Source organism: Akkermansiaceae bacterium (assembly GCA_024233115.1).
Lineage (GTDB): Bacteria > Verrucomicrobiota > Verrucomicrobiia > Verrucomicrobiales > Akkermansiaceae > Oceaniferula.
The window spans coordinates 106,818-126,865 of sequence record JACKQB010000005.1 but is presented as its reverse complement, the minus strand read 5'-3'; the positions used below and the strand labels follow the sequence as shown (position 1 = coordinate 126,865).

The 20,048-nt window shown below is 56.7% G+C and carries 14 protein-coding genes; 2 read left to right on the top strand and 12 right to left on the bottom strand.

Annotated features, from left to right (window positions below):
* Window positions 1-45 precede the first annotated feature (45 nt).
* From typA to H7A51_14370, 5 genes are all read right to left on the bottom strand, one after another.
* Window positions 46-1,875, bottom strand: a complete 1,830-nt coding sequence (gene typA / locus H7A51_14390) for a translational GTPase TypA (protein ID MCP5537407.1) — start codon at window positions 1,873-1,875, stop codon at window positions 46-48.
* A gap of 206 nt (window positions 1,876-2,081) precedes the next feature.
* Window positions 2,082-2,390 (bottom strand): hypothetical protein, encoded by a 309-nt coding sequence (locus H7A51_14385; GenBank protein ID MCP5537406.1) that lies wholly within the window; start codon window positions 2,388-2,390, stop codon window positions 2,082-2,084.
* A 6-nt stretch (window positions 2,391-2,396) separates the two neighbouring features.
* A complete protein-coding gene (locus tag H7A51_14380; GenBank protein MCP5537405.1) occupies window positions 2,397-2,672 on the bottom strand; it encodes a hypothetical protein in 276 nt (91 codons plus the stop codon).
* An 8-nt stretch (window positions 2,673-2,680) separates the two neighbouring features.
* Window positions 2,681-3,466: a metallophosphoesterase family protein gene (locus tag H7A51_14375; GenBank protein MCP5537404.1), complete on the bottom strand. Its 786-nt coding sequence runs from the start codon at window positions 3,464-3,466 to the stop codon at window positions 2,681-2,683.
* Between the two features lie 723 nt (window positions 3,467-4,189).
* Window positions 4,190-5,758: a terpene cyclase/mutase family protein gene (locus tag H7A51_14370; GenBank protein MCP5537403.1), complete on the bottom strand. Its 1,569-nt coding sequence runs from the start codon at window positions 5,756-5,758 to the stop codon at window positions 4,190-4,192.
* Here H7A51_14370 and H7A51_14365 point away from each other — a divergent pair.
* Complete coding sequence (locus H7A51_14365) at window positions 5,716-6,177, top strand: DUF1801 domain-containing protein (GenBank protein MCP5537402.1); 462 nt, start codon at window positions 5,716-5,718, stop codon at window positions 6,175-6,177. The genes H7A51_14370 and H7A51_14365 overlap by 43 nt on opposite strands.
* Before the next feature lie 26 nt (window positions 6,178-6,203).
* On the opposite strand, the gene H7A51_14360 is transcribed toward H7A51_14365, so the two are convergent.
* Window positions 6,204-8,225, bottom strand: coding sequence for an endonuclease/exonuclease/phosphatase family protein (locus H7A51_14360; GenBank protein MCP5537401.1), 2,022 nt, complete (start codon window positions 8,223-8,225; stop codon window positions 6,204-6,206).
* A 258-nt stretch (window positions 8,226-8,483) separates the two neighbouring features.
* Between H7A51_14360 and H7A51_14355 the strand changes: the two genes are divergently transcribed.
* A complete protein-coding gene (locus tag H7A51_14355) occupies window positions 8,484-11,042 on the top strand; it encodes a hypothetical protein (GenBank protein MCP5537400.1) in 2,559 nt (852 codons plus the stop codon).
* A gap of 181 nt (window positions 11,043-11,223) precedes the next feature.
* Here the strand turns inward: H7A51_14355 and H7A51_14350 are convergent, their stop codons facing one another.
* From H7A51_14350 to H7A51_14325, 6 genes are all read right to left on the bottom strand, one after another.
* Window positions 11,224-11,487: a type II toxin-antitoxin system YafQ family toxin gene (locus tag H7A51_14350; GenBank protein MCP5537399.1), complete on the bottom strand. Its 264-nt coding sequence runs from the start codon at window positions 11,485-11,487 to the stop codon at window positions 11,224-11,226.
* The gene (locus H7A51_14345) at window positions 11,487-11,738 is read right to left on the bottom strand and encodes a type II toxin-antitoxin system RelB/DinJ family antitoxin (GenBank protein MCP5537398.1); all 252 of its coding nucleotides are present in this window, start codon (window positions 11,736-11,738) and stop codon (window positions 11,487-11,489) included. Before H7A51_14345 ends, H7A51_14350 begins: the two co-directional genes overlap by 1 nt.
* Before the next feature lie 42 nt (window positions 11,739-11,780).
* Window positions 11,781-12,041 carry a toxin-antitoxin system HicB family antitoxin gene (locus H7A51_14340; GenBank protein ID MCP5537397.1) on the bottom strand — a complete coding sequence of 87 codons (261 nt, stop codon included), beginning with the start codon at window positions 12,039-12,041 and terminating at the stop codon, window positions 11,781-11,783.
* A gap of 266 nt (window positions 12,042-12,307) precedes the next feature.
* Window positions 12,308-14,788: a hypothetical protein gene (locus tag H7A51_14335; protein MCP5537396.1), complete on the bottom strand. Its 2,481-nt coding sequence runs from the start codon at window positions 14,786-14,788 to the stop codon at window positions 12,308-12,310.
* Between the two features lie 2 nt (window positions 14,789-14,790).
* Window positions 14,791-17,613: a PSD1 domain-containing protein gene (locus H7A51_14330; GenBank protein MCP5537395.1), complete on the bottom strand. Its 2,823-nt coding sequence runs from the start codon at window positions 17,611-17,613 to the stop codon at window positions 14,791-14,793.
* Window positions 17,610-20,048, bottom strand: a complete 2,439-nt coding sequence (locus H7A51_14325; GenBank protein ID MCP5537394.1) for a PPC domain-containing protein — start codon at window positions 20,046-20,048, stop codon at window positions 17,610-17,612. Before H7A51_14325 ends, H7A51_14330 begins: the two co-directional genes overlap by 4 nt.

Here is a 20,048-nt window from a genome sequence, read left to right as displayed (position 1 = left end):
TCGTCAATTTTACTCCCCACAACAGCACCTTGCAGGCGCCTGGCGCTACATCCCGGCCTCGGCCTTGCGGGCTTTTTCGGCGCGTTTGCGCTCGTGGGGGTCGAGGATGCGTTTGCGCAGCCGGAGGTGGCTGGGGGTCGCTTCCAGCAGCTCGTCGTTGGCGATGTATTCGATGGCGCGCTCCAGGGACATCTTGATCGGGGGCGCCAGGCCCACGGTGATACCCTTGGTGGCGGAGCGGTGGTTGGTCAGGCTCTTGGCCTTGACCGGGTTGACCGGAAGGTCGTCCTTACGCGGGTTCTCGCCGATGATCTGGCCTTCATAAACCTCCTCGCCGGGAGCGACAAAGAGCTTGCCACGTTCTTCCAGCGGCAGCAGGGAATAAGCCATCGCGGTGCCGGTACTCATACTGACCAGGGTGCCGGTGTTGCGGGTGACAATCTCACCACAGTGCGGTGCGTATTCCTTGAACAGGTGCGACATCACCCCGTGACCACTGGTCAGGTTGAGCAGTTCGAATTCAAAGCCGATCAGACCGCGGGTGGAAATCGTGGCCTCGATGGTGGCGCCGTGGGCGTTGCTGCCCATGTCCTCGATGCGGGCACGGCGGTTGGCGAGGGATTTCATCACCCCGCCGGTGTATTCCTCGGGCACCTCCACAAAGAGGGTTTCGAACGGCTCTTCAACGCCACCGTTTTCACCTTTGTGGGTAATGACCATCGGGCGGGAAACCAGCATCTCGTAGCCTTCCCGGCGCATGGTCTCGACGAGAACCGCGATCTGCATCGCACCCCGGGCGGCGACTTCAAAGACGCCAGCGGTTTCCGTGTCGGACACTTCAATGGACACATTGGTCTTCACCTCGCGCAGCAGCCGGTCACGGATTGCGCGGGAGGTGACGTGTTTCCCTTCGCGACCACCGTAGGGGCCGTCATTGATGGAGAACTGCATCTGCACGGTGGGGGGGTCGATGGAAACAAAGGGCAGCGCCTCGGCCTCCGGGTCGGCTGAGAGGGTTTCACCAATATCGATGTCGGTGAAACCCGCGACACCGACGATGTTGCCGGCCTCACCCTCGGCGGATTCCTGGTTGGAAAGGGAGCTGTATTCAAAAACCTTGGTCACCTTGCCGCGCTCCACCTTGCCATCCTTGGTCAGGCGGAAAATACTGTCGCCTTTTTTGACCGAGCCGGATTGCACCTTGCCCAGCGCGACCCGGCCTACGTAGTCGTCCCAGGAAATATTGGAGGCGAGCATCTTGAATGGGGCGTCCGGATCGGAGTCCGGGGCGGCAACGTGCTCGACGATGGTTTCCAACAGCGGCACAACATCCTTTTGCTCGTCGTCGAGGGATTTGACAAAAAAGCCGTTTTTGGCGGAGCCGTAGACGAAGGGTGCCTCGAACTGCTCCTCGTTGGCCTCCAGCTCCAGGAAGAGTTCCAGCACCCGGTCGTGCACGCCGAGCGGATCGCTGTGTTCGCGGTCGATTTTGTTGACCACCACGATCGGAGTCAGGCCTTGTTGCAGAGCTTTTCTGAGCACGAAGCGGGTCTGTGCCTGCGGGCCATCGTGGGCATCGACGAGCAGCAGCACGCCGTCGACCATTTTCATCACCCGCTCCACCTCGCCGCCGAAGTCGGCGTGGCCCGGGGTGTCGACGATATTGATGGTGTAGTCGTTCCATTTGACCGAGGTGTTTTTGGCCTTGATGGTGATGCCCTTCTCGCGTTCGAGATCCATCGAGTCCATGGCGCGTTCACCGGCTTGCTGGTGTTCGCCGTACGCTCCGCCGGCCTTGAGAAGCTCATCCACCAAGGTGGTCTTGCCGTGATCGACGTGGGCGATGATGGCGATGTTTCGGATCTTGTTCGTCATGATGAAGTCTGGGGTCAGGGGTCGGGAGTCGGGGGGCAGGAAAGAGACGCCCGCTCGCGGGGGCGCGGAGACTCCTTGATTTTGAGGAAATTGCAACCACGAATAACGCGATTACCCCGCAGGTTTCCAAGTTTGGGAGAGCAAAGAGGCTTTTTTGACTGAATGAACAGGATTTTTTGACATGCGTCGTGTCTGAACCGGACGTATCAGGTCAAAACCGCCGCCGCCGCATCGAGGTCACATTGCCTGTTCAAGGTAAACAAGGCATGGCCCTGCTCAAGGCAACCGTAGATCAAGGTCACATCGTCCAGCTCCACCGTCAGGCGATGCACGTCCCGGCCCGCTTTTTTCATCTTCCTCATCACGTTGACAAAGGGCGCCGTTGCCTGCCAGGCAGCCTCGTCACTGAAAAACGATTCATTATGCACCACCACCCCGGCATCGCTGCAGATGGAGAAACCAAGTAAATCCCCCGAGTCGTAAAGTGCCTGCAGCCTTGCCCTGATAGCTTCCATGGTTCGTTAATTCTGTGGGGCTTCCTCTGCAAACAGGGTGTCGATACAGTCGCGCAGACTCTCCTGGTCGGGATCGAGCAAAACGCAATCGACATCCATGGCTCCATGGTCGTCCGCCTGTTTGACCCCGATGGCCACGGTCATCTCCGCTTCCTCACTGATGATATTCATCGGCCCGGAGCTATCAAACACACTGTTGAGCGGGGAAAATGCCTGTGCAAAAAACTCGGCATTACTGGCGAGGAATTCACCGGCGATCAATGCGGGGTTGTGTTTGTCCATATGCATCCCTACTTCAGGCTCGCCACGAGGTTTTCAGCCCCTTTGATCAATTTCAAGGCCGCGGCGGCCTCCATGTCCGATTTCTCCAAGCGCAGTGCATTGTGCTCAGGTAATCCCGCCTGACGGATCTTCGCGCAGGCGAGCCCGACGTCGTAATGCACCCTGCACATCTCGACCACCTTTTCCGTGGTGTCATAGATCGCGTACTGGGCGCGCTTGTCGTCGCCACGGGGTTGTCCGACCGAGCCGACGTTGACAAAATACCTGATGCCCGCCTCCAGCTCGATGCGTTGGTAATCCTTGTTGGTCTTTCTTTCCTTGGTGGAAAAATACATCGGGTGGTGTGTGTGCCCGAAGAAACACAGCGGGGTTTCTTGAAAATGGAAATGCAGGATCGCTTCGATGGCGTTGATCACATAGTTCCATGCATCCGGCTCGTGCATGCTGGCGTGAACAATCTCAAAAGCACCCACACGGCGCTGCATCGGCAGGTTCGCAAGCCACTCGTGCTGGTCCGGGCGGATGTGCTTGCGCGTCCATTCCAGCGATTCGCGGGCGCGGCCGTTGACAATTTCCGGAATCCGGTCCGCCACCGTGTAGGCATCGTGGTTGCCCATCACCACCGGGCAGCCCAGCTCGCGGATGATATCGACACACTCCGACGGGTTCGCGTTATAGCCTACGATGTCACCCAGGCAAATAAAGCGTTTCACACCACGCGCCCGCGCATCCTCCAGGACGCTGTTCAGCGCCTCGAGATTCGCGTGGATGTCGGAGATAATCGCGTATTTCATGTAAGGGGTGGTTCCCGTGAGTATGCCACGCGGCAACGCGCGGGAGGCGCATGTTACCCTAGTGCTACGGATTCGTGAAGTATTAATTTACTTCTCCGGAGGATCGATTTTCCCAACCACCCTTTCCGCTCGCTGTGAGCAGATTGCGTCGGAGTGCCTGTACCATGGAGTGCGGCGATCAGATTCGCCGCTTTTCATCCTCCCTGAAGCGCTGCCCCGTTGACCCAGGCGCGACCACTGGAGAACGCCAGCTGCTCATTCGACGGGCTTCATTTTGCTGGTCGGGAAGGACATGGCGCAGTGGCACCGACCCACCATCAAAAGCCAAACCATTCCAGCAACAGGCAAACTCCTGGATACCCACTGGTAGGATCACCCGACAAGTTTGACATGATTCTTGTCGTTTCCTGATCCGATGGCATGTCGCCAGCCAAGCATATCAAAAAAAAGGCTCCTGCTCTGTCACGTCAACTCCGCCAGCGGCCGCAGAAACCTCGTCGTCAAGATCAGCTGCGACGAACGAAAAACCTGGAGCAAGGCCATCGACCCCGGCCCAGCCGCCTATTCCGATCTAACCATCTGCAAAGACAGCACATCGGCGTGCTCTATGAGCCCGGCTACAAGTCGATCCGCTTTATCCGCCCCACCCTCGAAGAACTCACCGATGGCAAGGACAGCCTCAGCATCCCCTACAAGGCGGTGAACTGATCGTGAACAAGCGGCTTAGCCACCGAACCCCATCGGCACCCTGACAGCATTCCAGTCATAGCGATAGGGCACTTGTAGGATAAAGGCGCACAGACAACTTCTGAAATGCGTGGCAAATTCCGACTCCCCCTGATACGTGGACGCTATTCCTAGAATCTTGGCACCGCCACCCACGTTTTTCCACGAGCCATCCTCTGCCTGGTTTTCGATCAACTGATTTCCTAACATGTTTTTATAACCCATCCAGTCCTTGCCTCCCCGGTGTTTCATGGCAAGAGCGTGGTAATATTGCCTGTAGAGGTCTGCATGCTCAGTGTTGTATTTAAACCTCGCGTTTTTACTGATGTATTTTACCCTCTTGCGGACGACTGGATCATGAGGTTTATACCACATTTGAAAAGCATACATCCCGGCACCCGTCAGTGTGAAACCAGTATCTCCATATGCGTTCGGTGAAGTATAACCAATCCCCCCATTTGAGTTTTGGTTTTTTTTGACATACGCAAGCGCTTTTCTAACAGAACCAACAAACTCACTCATTTTCCACATCCCCGTCATAATACATACCCGCATCGCCTGTACGTGCCACATTGCCAACGAAGTGTCGCCACCCCGTGCCCCTGACATGTCATAGCCATAGTCCCAGCTCCCAGAGGTATGCTGGTGATTTAAAATCCAGTTTCCCGCCATCTTCGTCGCTTCTTTCAGTTTGGGGAAATTGATACCCAAGGTAGTACAAATGGTGTATGCCTCGGCAAGAGCCAGAGTCGCCATCGCGTGCTGGTAGGGCCAGTGTTTGTCCTTCACATCATCAGCCAGTTTTCCACCGTTTTTCACGGCCACGTTAGTCAGGTATGCAATCGCCCGTGTCACCGCATCTCCATAATCCTCGTCCAGAGGAGTTTCACCCTCCGCCATATAAACCAACAACGCCATCGCAGTCATCGAGACCTTCTTGCCTTCCACCCAACTGCCGTCGGGGTTCTGAGTTGCTTTAAGCCTGGCCAGAAATTTGGCCAGCGCCGCACTGGATCCGGGAGGAGCTTTATGCGTGCGCACCAATTCCTGCCTAAGACCATCGTAAAACCTGGACTGGATCTCTTTGGGCATCTTGAGAAACGCCAGCATGATAGAGAGTTGCTGTTTGTTGTCCTCAATGAATAGCTGGTCTTCGATACTGAACTTGGATATTTGTACTTGCTGTAGCTGTCCCGACGGCATCTTCAGAAAAACGACCATCGCATTTTGATCATATCCTACTGGCACCGCAGATATCACCTTCTGGCCATCGGCACTGATGAATTTCCTAGCTTCGAAGTCAGCCAGCAGTATTTCACAACTAACAATACACAGCATCAGGACCATCAACCATATTTTCATGCTTTGACAATAGGGGCTTAGCTCTTCCTGGACAAGGGTTTGATTTGAAATACGGCCCGCATCGCATTCGATTCCAAACTTGCCCGATAAGCGCGGAAAGATTAGTCTGCGTAATCCTAGGCCAATATCAATCAGCGCCTGGGGTAAAAAAATCCCACACCATGCCTCCAAAGACTCCCAAGCCAAACAAGAAAGCCACGGCACGGAAAAGCGGTGCCAAACCAACACTTCTCTCCGGTGGCAACCCGCAAATACCCAAGGGCGATGGCGCCGAACCCGTGCAGGCCTACATCGCCGCCATGCCGGATTGGAAACACGGGGTAGGGCGGCGGCTCGATGAACTTGTTGTCAAAACCGCACCCGGTGTGCGCAAGGCAATACGGTGGAACACGCCGTTCTACGGCATCGAGGGACAAGGATGGTTCCTTGCTTATCATTGTTTCACCAAATACATCAAGGTGTCCTTCCTCAACGGCGCTTCCCTGATGCCCCTGCCTCCCATTGAGGCCAAACACGAAGCCGTGCGCTACCTCCACATCCATGAGGATGATCAACTTGACGAGGAGCAGTTGGCAAACTGGATCAAACAGGCATGCCGGCTCCCCGGCGAAAACATGTTCTAACCGAACGATCGGAAATTGCCCGGAAATTACTGATAAACCTCGACCCGGTAAAACCGGTTGCCGCCGCCCGAGGTATCAATGTCAAAACTCCCCACCGCCCCGGCAGGAGAAAGCCCGCTGGCCACCTCAGTCCAATCGGAATTCATCATGACGGAGGAAAATACCCGGTAACTCCGACCCGTCGATGCCGTCCATTTCACGGCGATGACCCCCGTCGATGCATCCTTTTCCAGCCAGGCATGAAAACGTGAAGCCGGATCGCCGGGGTCGGTGCCAGCTACCCACTCGTCATAGTCACTGGTGCCATCCTTGTCCCAGTCGTCGGACGCAGCACCTGAGGTGTGGCTGAGGTCTGGGAAGTAACTGAGCTCCCAGTCATTCGGAAGGTTGTCACCGTCATCCGTGTAGGTGGAAGCCGTTGCGGAAACAATGGTCTCATTGGCATTCGCCGATTTATCCCTCGCCTTCACCGTGTAGCTGTATTGTGTGGCAGGCGACAGGCCGGTGTCCACAAAGACCGGGCTGCTTTGCCATCCACTGTCGTGTGATGTACCGGCAATGGTTGTGTTGGAAAAATAATACTCCACGTCATTCGGGTCCGAAGCCGTGGTGGCGGTCATCGTGATCGACGTCTGGCCAGCCTCCTCAGGTGCTGAGGCCCAGGTCATCGCATCCGGTACTGGTGCCCGCAGATCAAGTGATACCCAGACCGCCCTGTGATCGGAGAGGTCGGGAGTCACGGTATCGTAGTTACCACCACCACTGAAGACTGGAGTTCCTGCAATGTGATCCAAGACATGACTCTGCCGTGACGGGGGAGCCAGAATAGGATCCACATTCGCCTGCCTCACATTGAAATCTCCCAGCATCAACAGCCGCTTGGCATTGCTTATTGAAGCTACACCGAGTCGATCTAACACGTAGTTCTTGAATTTTGTCAGGCCTTCTTTTTCCGAGGCGTAATCATCCTCAAAGAAATTGTAAGTGTTGTGGAAATTGAAAATATCGACCAGTTCTCCGCCCACCCTGATTTGCACATGCTGGGCATGACGTTCCCATTCGTCACCCTGAGGGTCGGTCTGAATGAGCTGGCTATGGGTGCTCTCGAATGGATATTTCGACAAGATGGCGATCGATGTAACACCTGAGGACCACCAGTATCGTGTTTGTTTATTCACCGTCTGATAGGTATACGGGTAGTCTGGAAAAATCGACTTCACCGTGGCCCAGTCAGCCGTCGTATTGCTGGCATTCCCTGCTCCCACTTCCTGGAGGCAAAGTACGTCCTCCCCCTGCATCAGCGTGTTTCGGAAGGTTGTCAGATTTGTTGTTAGATCACCCTCGTCAGCCGGCCCTTTGCCACCATGGATGTTATAAGTCAGGATGCGGAACTCACTCGATGCACCTATGATCGCAATGTTGTCGAGCCCCAGGGCCTGGGTATTATTGGTCGAGGTATCGACATGAAAACGGAACACCGCGGACTGCCCGGGTGCCAGGATCTGGTCACTCAGGACACTCAGTGGCGCGGTGACATCCTCGTAATCCGACACGGCACCCAGCCCGTTTGTGATCGATGTCATACTGAGAACCAGGGTGCCGTTTGCCACCGCAAGATCGCCGCTATCGTAGTAGATCTGCATGTTTTTCGGCGAGCTTCCGGCCACACTGGCAAAATCGAACTGGATACTGTTGAGCAGCAGGTTTCCCACCGTGCCATTGGTCACCGTGATGTAGAGGTTCGGGTTGTTCACCTTGATACTCGTCGCTCCATTGGTCGATGTATGGCCTACCGCCACGGTCGGGCCGTAAGTGCCATCGGTCGATCCCCAGGTGTCCCGACTGCCGGAGCCGCCATACAGGTTTCCGGTAACGCCAACGAGGTCGCCGACCGATGTTTTGGGTGAACCGGAGGACTGGTATAGGCCGTAACCTGCCGAAAAATCATTCCAGCCCACCAGGATCACGTCCTGGGCAGCGGAACGCGCGGCGGCAATCACCACCAGCGCCGCCGAAACCCGAAGAAGACATGTCCAATGCTTATCCACGTTTATGCAAACACTTTGAATGGTGGTTTCTATACAGCGAAACGCAAATCGTATTCACGGGTGGCGCGAAATTGGCCCATATTTTCTTAATGCGGGATATCAGTCCTTTTTGCTTCGTGGGTGCGTGACACAGTTGCACCCCGCATCATAGTATCGCAATCAAATATCAGAGGGAAGATTGTTTGGTGATATGCAACGCGACCTGACCCCGCCCAAGTTATGCTTGCATGCACCGCCTGCGGCTATACATACAACAGCATGAGAAACATGTATTCCTTGATACGCGCGCTCGCCGCCACCACCTTGCTTGCCGGTTCCAGTCTATACGCTGCCGATGCGGAAAAACCCGCAGAGACCGATACCATGAAGGCGCTGCAAGCCTACGTGGGGAACCTGGAGGGTGAGCAGCGCGAGGCGGGGGAGTTCCTGCTGAAATACATGCCGAAGCAGGACCGGGGCACCCTTTCCCTGGAGCTTTTCCGGGAGAACCTGGAGCAGGCCTACATCGCCCGTGAGCAATACCCGTGGGCGAAGGCGCTGCCGAAGGAGCTCTTTTTTAATGACGTGCTGCCCTACGCACTGATCGATGAAACACGCGATCCATGGCGCAAGCGACTGCGCGAGCTCTACGAGCCGAAGGTGAAAGACTGCAAGGACATCCGCGAGGTGTCCGAGGTCATCGGCGGGCAGATTGTCAAACTTACCGGCGTCAACTATGACACGAAACGTGAAAAAGCCTGCCAGAGCCCGGCGGAATCCCTTCGCCAGGGCATGGCCAGTTGCACCGGATTATCCATTCTGATGGCGGACTCTCTCCGCGCCTGTGGTGTCCCCGCCCGCCTGGCCGGTATTCCGCTCTGGGGCACGCTGGAAGGCAACCACACCTGGATCGAGATCCACGATGGCACGGGTTGGAATATGTCTGACTACGGCAGCGTGCCGAAGGAGTGGAACAAAGGCTGGGCGATCGAGCGCTGCGCCTACAGTGATCCAGCCCGCCCGATCCACGGTATCTTCGCAACCAGCTACCGGTCGACCAAACTGATGTATCCGCTGATCTGGGATTGGAAAGTGCCTGCCAGTGCGGGCAGGGTGGGCAATGACCAGCTCTACGCCCAGCAGCGCGACCAGGACGGCAAGCTCACCGAGTTGAAATGGGTATTCCAGAAAACCCCGGTTTACGCGGTGGACCGCACGGAGAAATACATCGCAATGGCAGGTGGCCGCAAGATCCCGATCCCCAAGGGCCAGGCCTGCGTGACGGTTCGCGCTTTTGTAAAAGGCACGGACGCGCGCGTGGATGTACCCGTCAGGGCCAGCCGGGACGGCAAGCGGATTTTTGAAGGACGCACGGCGACTTCCACCCAGGATCTTAACGACTACATCCGTATCATCTGCCCTCCGGGTGAGCTCACCGTGGAGTATCAGGATGCTGCCGGGAAATGGTTGCCGCAGACGGTGCAAGCTACGGTCGGCAAGGAAGAGTCGGTGAAAATCGAACTCGCGCCGGATGCTACTGGCGGCGTGTTCTCCGTGGAGCAGCGCCGCGCGCTGGCCAGCTGGTTCCGCAGTGGCGGCGCGGCCTGGCCCGCGGATGTCACCTGGCCGACACCCAAAGACCCTGCCGAGGTCGCGAAAATGCGCGCCGTGCTGTGGTCGATTTTCCGCGAAGCCGCACGGAAGAACCGCTACACCGATGAGCTGGGGCCGTTGCCGCCGCTTTTCAAAGACATGATCGCCGATGCAAAAGCCAAGGGCGGCAAACTCAACGCACGGAGTATCACCCTGGGGAAAGAGGTCATGCCCTTTGCGCTGGTGCGGAAAGAAACCAAGCCCGTCCCAGCGGGCGGACGCGCGCTCTACATCTGCCTGCACGGCGGCGGCGGATTCGACCAGGCACCCAGCCCGCACGGCTGGGAGGTCAACACCCGCGAGTGGCAGGCCCAGATTCATTTCGCGGCCAATCTTTACGATGCCGAGGGTGTTTTCTTCGTCCCCCGCATGGCCAATGACCGCCGCGGCCGATGGTGGTTCGCGCATAACCAGGACGCCTTCGACTGGCTCATCAGTCACGCCATCCGCGAGTGGAATGTGGACCCGGACCGCGTTTACCTCATGGGTATTTCCGAAGGCTGCTACGGCACCCAGATCGACGGTCCGTTTATGGCCGACCGATTCGCCGCCGCGAATGCCATGGCCGGCGGAGTGGGCGATGACGTGCCCGCGGAAAATGTCTGCAACCTGCCCTTCCGCACCGACGTCGGGGAAAACGACACCACCTTCGACCGCGTGGGACTTGCGCGCAAATTCCACGCCCGCATGGATGCCGCCAAAAAGAAATTCGGCGGCAGCTACATCAACCACCTCGAAGTCCAGCCGGGCAAAGGCCACGGCATCGACTACCGCCCCGGCACTCCCTGGATGATCCAGCACACCCGCAAGCCGAAGCCGGAGACGGTCGTCTGGAAAGCCCAGCCGCTCGATAACCGCCGCCGCGAAGCATTTTACTGGCTCGGACTCGACAGTACAACGGCCGACAAGGAGCCGATCCTCATCGTCGGCAAGCTGGACCGCGCCAAGAACTCCGTGGATATCAAAGTCACGGACGCCGCCGAAAAGCCACTCAGCGGTCGCCAGCTGTGGGTCATGCTGGACAACACCATGCTCGACCTCAGCAAGCCGGTCACCATTTACTGCAATGGCAAGGAAGTCTTCAAAGGCACCGCCACCCGCAGTGTCGAAGCCATGGCCCGCACCCTGATGCAGCGCTCGGACCCGGAACTCACCTTCCCTGTGCGCCTCGGCATCAAGTCCTAGAAACAGCATTTCACCAGCGACCGCGCACAACGACCGGTGAAGCGGGGGTCACTGGTCAACGTAGAACTCAACCGCGCGCTGTAAAACGGATTCCTATCTTTAACGGCTTTAGCTCAAAATGGTTTCTGGCTCACGGACGGTATCGCGACGGATGAAGCACCTTGTTGGGCCTGGTATTCTGTTAGAACAGGCCCGAGTGCGCTCCAGTTCGCCCCAATGTCACAACCTCTGCACTCACCTGGTAGATCAATATCCAGTCTGGCTCGATGTGACAATCTCTCCAACCATTCCAGTTACCGCTGAGGCTGCGGTCTAGATACTGCTGCGGCAAATCTTTGCCAGCTGCTAAGATCTCGATAACTACTTTCAGCTTCTCCAGATCCTTGCCGCGCTTCTTCTGTCGTTTGACATCCTTCTTAAATGAGGATGGCTGAATGAATTTCATCAGTCCCAGGAGGCGTAAAGATCTGCAGTATTATCGGAAGTCTCGATGTCTTCACCTCGATCGGCCTTAGCTAGAACGGCGGCCGTCTCCACATTGGGTATTCGCAACTCGACGGGAAACTCCCCTCTCATCGCAATCTGGCGATACAGTAAACGGATGGCTTCAGTAGGCGTGATGCCTAAAGCCGCGAGCCAACCCCCTACCGAGGGCGGGCTGTGATGAACTGATTCATGGTTGTAGTTAGCGCTAATCTGGACTGCTCGGCGGGTAGGGGGTTAGTCTGCTGCGCCTTATTATCCTTTGGGTTGGTACTCCTTGGGGATTTCGTCACCTTCTATAATTTCTCCAGCAGGGACTGCTGACATAGCAGCTAGGAAGTCTTCTCTGGAGCTTTTTTCTGCCCGCCTTGCAATGATGTCATAGGTCTGTAAAGCCGATAGCTTCTCTGCCACAGCCAGACTAATGAATTGATTAACGGAGACACCATCCGTCTCGGCGGCATTCTTGAGGTGACGGTGAAGAGAATCAGGTAGTCTTAATGTTAGTGCGCTCATAATATCAGGAGAAAATCACCGACATACTCAGACAACGCTCCCCGACTGGGAATGGGAGCCAGTGGTGCGCGCCCTAATGGCCTGCAAAGGCTTCCAGGAAGTGGCTGCCATGACATGACCGCGTTGCACAAATTGTCTGGCAATATCAGATAGTGTCTATTTTTTCCTACCTAATCCCCTGGCAGTCCCGTATCTGCGACCAATCAACAACTGATCAGACACCAACCTAGTAGAAGATGGAACATGAAATTGATGTCGTATTGAAGTCAGGGCTCCAGAGCCTTTTGGTAAGCGGCCTTTCGGGCGGTGGCATCACGGGACTTGCCTAACAAATCGGCAGCCGCCAGATCGATGGTTTTACGGAGTTTTTGCAGCGCGCGGGACTGTTCGGCGAGTTGGGCGGGGTCCTTGAGTTGTTGTATTCCGGCGGCGAGCGCGGTGAAGGCGTCCATGGACTCGTTTTGTCTGGCTGTCAATACGGCGGCTTCCCTGGCGAGGCGGATGGCTTCCGTGTTGATGGCGGCGGCTTGCCAGTGCTTGAGGCCAGAGAGGAGATTGCCTTGATGTTTTTTGAGCTGATCGAGGTCTGCAGTCGCTTTTTTCTGGGCAGCGACAGCGTTTGCCAGTGCTTCGCGGGCGGGTTTGATTTTAGGTTCCAACGACTTCGAGAGTTGCTGTGCTTCGGTGATCGGCTTGTTCAGCGCATTGCGTGTATCTTGCAGTGCTTTGCGATTGGCGTGGTGGGCAGCCCACCTGGAGTTGATGTCTTTCCAGGCATTGTCGGCGGCAGCGAGTTGGTTGCCCGGTCCTTTTTGCTGGTCTGTTAGCCGGGCGAGAGCGGTGCTCTTCTGCTCGCTGAGATTTTGTTTGTCCTTGAGCTGCTGCCGATGGGCATCGAGGTCGGCCTTGGCTTGATCGGCAAGTTGTCTGAGGGTGGCGTCCCCGGGTTTGGCTGCGGCCGCCTGGCGGGCTTTTTCTTCGTTTGCCACAAGTTGTTTCTCGTCTGCGGCCATTTTCCGGGCTTCGTTTTCAGCTTGCTGGTGCTCCTTGCGCAGCGCGGCCATGGCGGCGTTGTGGGTGTTTAATACATCCCGCGCGTGGGTGAGTGCTTGCTGGAGTTGCTGCCGTTGTTTTCCAAGAGTATCACCATCGGCGTAGAGTGCTTTCAGCTGAGCGTCGAGCCTGGTGCGTTCGGCCACCAGTTGATTGGATCTGGCGATGGCGTTGCGGTGGTCTGTTTCCACTTTCGTCAGTGCCGTCCGGGCAGCCATCTGTTGAGCCGTGGCAGCTGCGGCCAGCTTTTCCGCGGCGGCTAGTTGTTCGGGGCAGTTTTTCAATTTCGTTTGTAACCACTGGATCCTTGTGGCAATTGTCGGCGGGTTGGCTGAGACCGTTCCTACCTGCTTGGCTGTGGCTACATCCCAGACGGTGATCGCGCCATTCCAGTCGGCTGCAAAAACCCGTTTGCCATCGTGGCTGAAGGCGACCTCTGTGATCATGTTGGAAAATGCGGGCAGCTCCTTCAGCAGGTTAAAGTCGGGTTTCCAGATTTTGACTTTTTTATCCCTGCCGCTGGACACGAGATGACCGTTCTGATTCCAGTCGAGCGATAACACGCCACCACCGTGCGCAGGTATTTTTTTCACCTGGTTGCCGTTGTTCATTTCCCAAACAAGGATGCTGCCATCTTCTGAGGCTGAGGCGAGCAGGTTGGAATCCGATCTCCAGGCAAGGTCGCTGATACCGGCTTGGTGACCACGGAGGTTGTGAAATTCGTTACCGGTATCGGCCTCCCAGATGTAGACGCCGCCGCCGCGACCGCCAGAGGCTAACAGGACACCATCGGGCGAGTAGGCAAGTTGCGTTACCCAGTCGGTGTGTTTTTTGATCGATGTCACCTGTTCATCGCTGGCGGTGTCCCAGAGCTTGACCCGTTTACCGGGCCCCCCGAGGCTGACACCACCGAGGTCGGGCCGCAGTGAGGCGGCGATGACCGAGTCAAAATCCTTGCCCGCGTGCAGGACGGCGTTGCCTGTTTCGATATCCCAGGTGACGGTCGTGCCGGATTTTCCACCGATGCCGCCGCCGGCTAACAGGTATTTTCCAGAGGGATGGAATGACAGGCTTTCAGGCTGGCCGTCATCGAAGGGTAGGACACCGATGAGTTCGAGGGTGTCCGTATGATAGAGCAAAACCTGGCGCTGGCCCGTGATGGCGAGCACGGGAGCCCACGGGCTGGTGGCCATATCAGCGACAGCCGAGGCGCGCGTGGTGGTCACGACGGGTTCCAGCAGAAGGTGCCGGGGCAGTGATATCTTGTCGGGCTTACCAGCAGAGGGAGCGGCACTCAGTGCAAAGGCAGGCTTTTTCTTTTTCTGGGGTTTGCCTGATTTGTTTTCCAGCAAGCCGCCATCGATCCATTCGCGGATGAGGTCGGCTTGCTTTTTCTCCAGCTTATCGCCCTTCGGGGGCATGATGGGTTTGAGGGTGTGGGTGATAACGCCATACATCTTCGAGTCGCCACCTTCGCCCGGCTCGGCGAATTTTCCACCCGAGCCACCGCGCATCGCGGCTGAGTAGGAGGTGAGGTCGAGGTCGCCTTTTTGTTTATCCGGATTGTGGCAGTTGGTGCAGGAGTTCTCGAAGATAGGGCGGATGTGGTCGTCGTAATTGGGCGGAGCCGCGGTCGCCATGACCGCTGACGTGATCAGGAATAGTGAATGTTGAATGTTGAATGTTGAATTCACGGCTAGTGGTTGAAGATGAATTCCTTCGAGTTGAGGAGGGCCCAGAAGATGTCTTCGTAGATCTCGGTTTTGGCCTTGTCGTCCTTGGCCGCATCGATGTGGGTCATGAGTTTCTGTTTTTCCGTCTCGGTGGCAGGACGGGTCAGGCAACGCAGATAGAGGTAGTCGATGACATCGCCGGGCGCTTTTCCCGATTTCACCAAATCCCTAACAACACCACCTTGTTTGATACGGTTATTGACGGTGTCGCCATTGAGAAGGTGGAGAGCTTGCGAGAGACTGGGGTCCATTTTCACTTCACAGGAACAGACCGTCTCACGCGTGGCCCTGCCAAAGGTTTTCAGGAAATAGGTGGTGGTGTTACCGTCTGCAATCTGGACAGCTTTGGAGCCTTTGGGAAGCCCCTTGAACTTGTTTTCGGTATGGGTCGCTTGAGAAATCACATCGAGCAGGACCTCGGCACGGAGCCGCCTGACGGTGGCGTGTGAGAAGTTGCGTGTATCGCTGACATTGGTCGGGTTGGTATGGGTGGACAGCTGATAGGTTCTCGACAGACAGATGTCACGCACGAGGCGTTTGAAGTCGAAGTCATACGCGACAAACTGTTTTGCCAGCGCATCGAGGAGTGCCGGGTTCGATGGGGGGTTGGACACGCGCACGTCGTCGACGGGTTCGACAATTCCCATGCCGAAGAAATGGGCCCAGACGATGTTGGCAACGTTACGGGCAAACCATGGGTTGTCCGGAGCGGCCAACCAGTCGGCCACGAGTTCACGTCGTGAACCTTTGGTGGTATCTGGAATGGCTCCGCCAAGGAATTTGGGGACGGCGTTTTTAAGGGTGACCGGATGCTGGATCTGTCCGCCGCCATCAAACACAATCTGCTCGCGCGGGTCCTCGGCGCGTTTTCTTTTTACCTGGGCAAAAAACGAAGCGAAGCTGTAGTAGTCATCCATCGTCCAGCGGTCGAACGGGTGGTTATGGCACTGGGCACACTGGATGCGTGTCCCCATAAAGACCTGCGCAATATTCTCGGTCAGTTTTTTGGTTTCCAACTCAACCTGGAAGAAGTTAGTGGGTGGTGTAGAGAAGGTTCCTCCTTTCGACCTCAGCAGCTCGCGTATGATTTCATTGAACGGCGTGTTAGAGGCGATACGTTCACGTAGCCAGTTGTGGTAGAGCAGTGCCGCCTTGTAGCTCACCTGGTTCTGGAAGGTTCTGATTTGCAGGAGTTCGGCCCATTTCATCACCCAGATTTCGGTGAAGTCCTTGGTCTCGATCAGTCGGTTGACGAGGGCTTCCCTTTTCCTGGGGTTGGTGTCCTTGAGAAACGCGTCACGTTCCTCGGGAGTGGGAATCCGGCCTACAAGATCCAGGTGGGCGCGGCGGATAAAGACGGAATCATCGCAGACCTCCGAGGGGATCACGCGCAGCTTGTGCAGCTTGTCGTGGACGTGGCCATCGATGTAATTGACCTCGGGGAGTTTGGGTCTTTGGTAATCCATTTTCGAGGGGATGACGATGGTTTGCATGCCTTCGGAAAAGGTATGGAAACGACCCATGAGAAACGCCTCACCACGTTTGGCGGAGGTCATCAGACCTGTATCCGGTTCAATTTTCACCGAGTTGTCATTGCTGGTTGAAAAGGTTGTTAGTGATGTCACATCCCGGTCGGTCCCGTCGGAATAAAGCGCCCGCACGGTCAGCGGGAGTTTTTGGTCCGGGCCCTTGATCACCGCCTGCGTGGGACGCACTTCGATCGAGGTGGGGAGGATGAGGTCTTTGCCTGATTCCTTGTCAAATTCGGCACCCGACTTCACCCAGTCGAGCAAGACCTGGTAGGAGCTGCTGTCTTTTTCAAACAGCTTACCCCCCGTGTGAGGAACCGACTCGGTGGCTTTAGTGAGCAACAGGCTGTCCTCCGGGATGGCCAGGTTGATTCTCCTGCCCGGCATCTCGCGTGTGAGCCGGAAGTGGTCGCCCTGCGGGTCGTAGCCGAAAAGCGACAGCATAAAACCGTCCTGACCGCGTGCCGAGCCGTGGCAGGAGCCAGTGTTACAACCTTCCGCAGTGAGCACGGGCATGACGTCACGCTGAAAACTAACAGGCCTGATTTTCCCGGCCTCTTTGACAGTTACCGGGACTGTTAGTTTTTTGCCCCGATAGCTGACCTCGACCTGTGTGCTGCCGTCTGCTTTGGGAAACAGGGTGGTCGCCTCGATACGGACAATGTGATCACCGGTGATGTTCAGGGTCACCGAAGGCGTGATATCACGGGTGGTGGCATCCTGGTAATGACCGAGGATGATCAAACGATGGAAGTCGGCACTTGTTTCCAGGGCAACCTCCTTGGGAAACACTTCAATGGCGACGAGGTCGGGGTCCGGCTGATCGAGGTTTTTTTCGCGACGGCTTTTTTCCCTGGGCTTCAAGGTCAGGCCCTCCGGCCAGTGGGCACCGGATCGAATCCAGGCATCAAGCAGGGCAATTTGTTTTTTGCTCAGTGGCTCGCCTCCTTTTTTACCGTTTTCGTCGGGTGTGGGAGGCATGACGTCCTCGTCGTCGTGTGCCAGGGAAACCCGTTTGAGAATCAGGCTTTTTTCCGGGTTTTTCAGGTCGACGGCATCACCCGTCTCGCCCCCTTCCATCGTCAGGGCATAGGTATCCAGACGCAACTCGCCCTTGTCCTTATTCTCGCCGTGGCAGCGTACGCAATTCTCCTCAAGGATAGGCTGGATGTCGTTGACGAAGTCGGGCGCGGCGATGGCTGCTTGCGAAACGACGCAGGCGGCAGCGACAACGATGGAATGGAGTGTGGGGGTCATTGTTTTTTACGCTGACGTAATTGTTCGAGCCGGGAAAGAGGCTTGCTGGGCTTGGGTGGAGCTGCTTTGGGGGCCGTCTTAGCCACCGCTGGCTTGGCAGGGCCATTCTTGGCGACCTTGGGTGCGGGGGGCGGTGGATTGATCCTGAGCGTGCCGCCGTGTCCGGTATTGTGCGGGATCAGATAACCCTTTTTCCTCGGCAGGATCTGGCAGAATAACGCGTTGTGTTTGCCCTTGGTGGCATCCTTGGCGACTTCGAGATCAAAGATCACCTCCTTGGTGTTGGCATCGATCTCCCTGGGGGCGGCTTTTACCCCATGGGGAAGGCCGTGAAGAATCATCTGTGCCCTGCCCTGGATAGGCTGATGGTGATTCACCTTGCAGAGGAGAACCGTGTTTTCCCCGGGGATGGTCGAAGCCATTTCCATGGTTACCGTCATGAAGGGTTCGGATACTGTTAGATTTGCCAATGCCGATGACACCATGACCAGTCCCTTTGGGGTGGTCGACTCGGCTACCACACATACCTGATGGTTTCCCACGGCGGCGTCAGCACTTGCGTTGATGTTATAAAACGCCTCGTTTTCCCCCTTCGGAATCGTGATTTCCGTCGGCGAACCAATCCCCGGCGGCTTCCAGGGAAGTGTCACTTTTACCGCGCCATCGAAGCCGGGCGCCCGGCGCAAGGTGACTTTGAGCCGGGCTGTGCCGTTTTGAACAATGGGGACCGGAGGGACAAAGAGATCCACGTGGAAGGGAGCTTCCTCAATGACTGCCACCGTGATCCGGTCGTCATAGGTACTGTGGAATGTGCCGGTATTGTTAATCTCAACGTGGTGGATCATTTCCTCAAGGTCACCACGAACCCTACTCCCCGGGCTGGCATCGAGGATACTAAAATGGTGCAGCCCGCCGGCGATCGGAGCATCGGGGGCCGCTTCAAACAGAGCGAGAAAACTGTTGGCGTTGCTGGGTGCCGCACTATGTTGCATCACCACCCCCTGAGGCAGGGAGTCGGCCTGGAGTTTGCAGTCGCAAGCGACGTTCTGCCGAGTGACATTGACCACCGTCGCGTAACGATTCCCCCTCGGCACACAGATGACTTTACGATACTGGCTGTCGTTTCTCAGCCCAACTGGCAACGATGCTGACAGGGTGGGTTCCCGCTTGTCAATTTCCACCCGGTAAGTGTAATCAGACCCCCCCTTGCCGAGGTGGTCGCGGACATTGACAAAGTAGTCAGCATCGGCGGGTGGTTTGAAATCGATGATGCTGTCGAGGCTTCCCTGGTCATCATTCCGGTTGATCTGCTTGCCTTTGGAATCGCGTAAAATTAGAACGCTGTCGAGGGGTGATCGCAATGACCTTCCGCGGACACGAATCCGAAGGTCCTGTCCTTTCCTGGCATGAAAACGGAACCAGTCAACGTCTCCGGTTTTACTGATGATGCCATGGAAGGCACAGGGCGCGTCCAGGGGGGGCTCAGGTGTCGCCTGCCTGGACTCGTTGTTAGGCTCGCTTTCATTGGCAAAGGGCAAGGCGCTCAGCAGCACCGGGTTAGGCGACGGCGAGCTTAAGCCGTCGCGCTCGGCAAAGAGCCCATGAACTGATCCCTCCTTGCCCGCAGGGGTGGCCTGGAATGCGTAATCCCCCGCCGGATCACCTATCATTCTGAAGGTGGTGGCAACCCCAGGATGGGCGGCCGGTGGATAGACGGCTGAAGGACGGCTGAAGCCACCGATGTGGAGACGGTAGCGGCAGTTGTCGTTTCCCTCATAGGACGACTCCCTGACAAGAACCGTGTATTCACCATCCTCGGGAGCCACGACCGAGACAAAGGCATCCTGGCGGAGAAGCGGAGCATCATCGGAGGTGGCCAGCTCAAACCTCCTGCTGTCGAGAATCGCCAGATAGGGATCGAAAAATACCGCACCGAGCCTCATCCCCTCGACCTCCGCCGAGATGCGCTGGCCTTTTTTAACGGTCACCCCATAGTAATCCGCATCCTCCAGGCCGGCGGTGCCGTGAACGGTGGTATTGAATCCCACCCGCTGCGGTTTGCTAAAATCATTGTTGGGCTCGGCTTCGTTGACGGTTGCAAACTGGCCAACCCAGAATGTGCGCATATAAGTCACCCCGCCCTTACAGCGCAGGCGGACCGGGTGTTCACCCAACTCGGCATCCGGGGCAATGGCGAGCACGGCCTTGACGTGGCTGTCCTTCACCTTGTGGAGTGATTTCACCGACACCCCCGGCTTATAAAAAATAATCTCCTGCGGCTCTATCAATTGCTTGCCGTGGAAATTGAACTCCACCTCGGTGCCCCGCTGACCGCCGCGTGGCAGGATCGTCCCGAGCTCAGGGCTGTAGGCCGACAGTGGAGTCGCCGAAAAAAACGACACCATCCCTGCAACGACAAGTCTGTATATACTCAC

Excerpts from the sequence above, each read along its gene's own strand:
- typA (MCP5537407.1), bottom strand. The coding sequence starts at position 1,875 with ATGACGAACAAGATCCGAAACATCGCCATCATCGCCCACGTCGATCAC.
- H7A51_14385 (MCP5537406.1), bottom strand. The coding sequence starts at position 2,390 with ATGGAAGCTATCAGGGCAAGGCTGCAGGCACTTTACGACTCGGGGGAT.
- H7A51_14380 (MCP5537405.1), bottom strand. The coding sequence starts at position 2,672 with ATGGACAAACACAACCCCGCATTGATCGCCGGTGAATTCCTCGCCAGT.
- H7A51_14375 (MCP5537404.1), bottom strand. The coding sequence starts at position 3,466 with ATGAAATACGCGATTATCTCCGACATCCACGCGAATCTCGAGGCGCTG.
- H7A51_14365 (MCP5537402.1), top strand. The coding sequence starts at position 5,716 with ATGCCTCCAAAGACTCCCAAGCCAAACAAGAAAGCCACGGCACGGAAA.
- H7A51_14355 (MCP5537400.1), top strand. The coding sequence starts at position 8,484 with ATGAGAAACATGTATTCCTTGATACGCGCGCTCGCCGCCACCACCTTG.
- H7A51_14350 (MCP5537399.1), bottom strand. The coding sequence starts at position 11,487 with ATGAAATTCATTCAGCCATCCTCATTTAAGAAGGATGTCAAACGACAG.
- H7A51_14340 (MCP5537397.1), bottom strand. The coding sequence starts at position 12,041 with ATGAGCGCACTAACATTAAGACTACCTGATTCTCTTCACCGTCACCTC.
- H7A51_14330 (MCP5537395.1), bottom strand. The coding sequence starts at position 17,613 with ATGACCCCCACACTCCATTCCATCGTTGTCGCTGCCGCCTGCGTCGTT.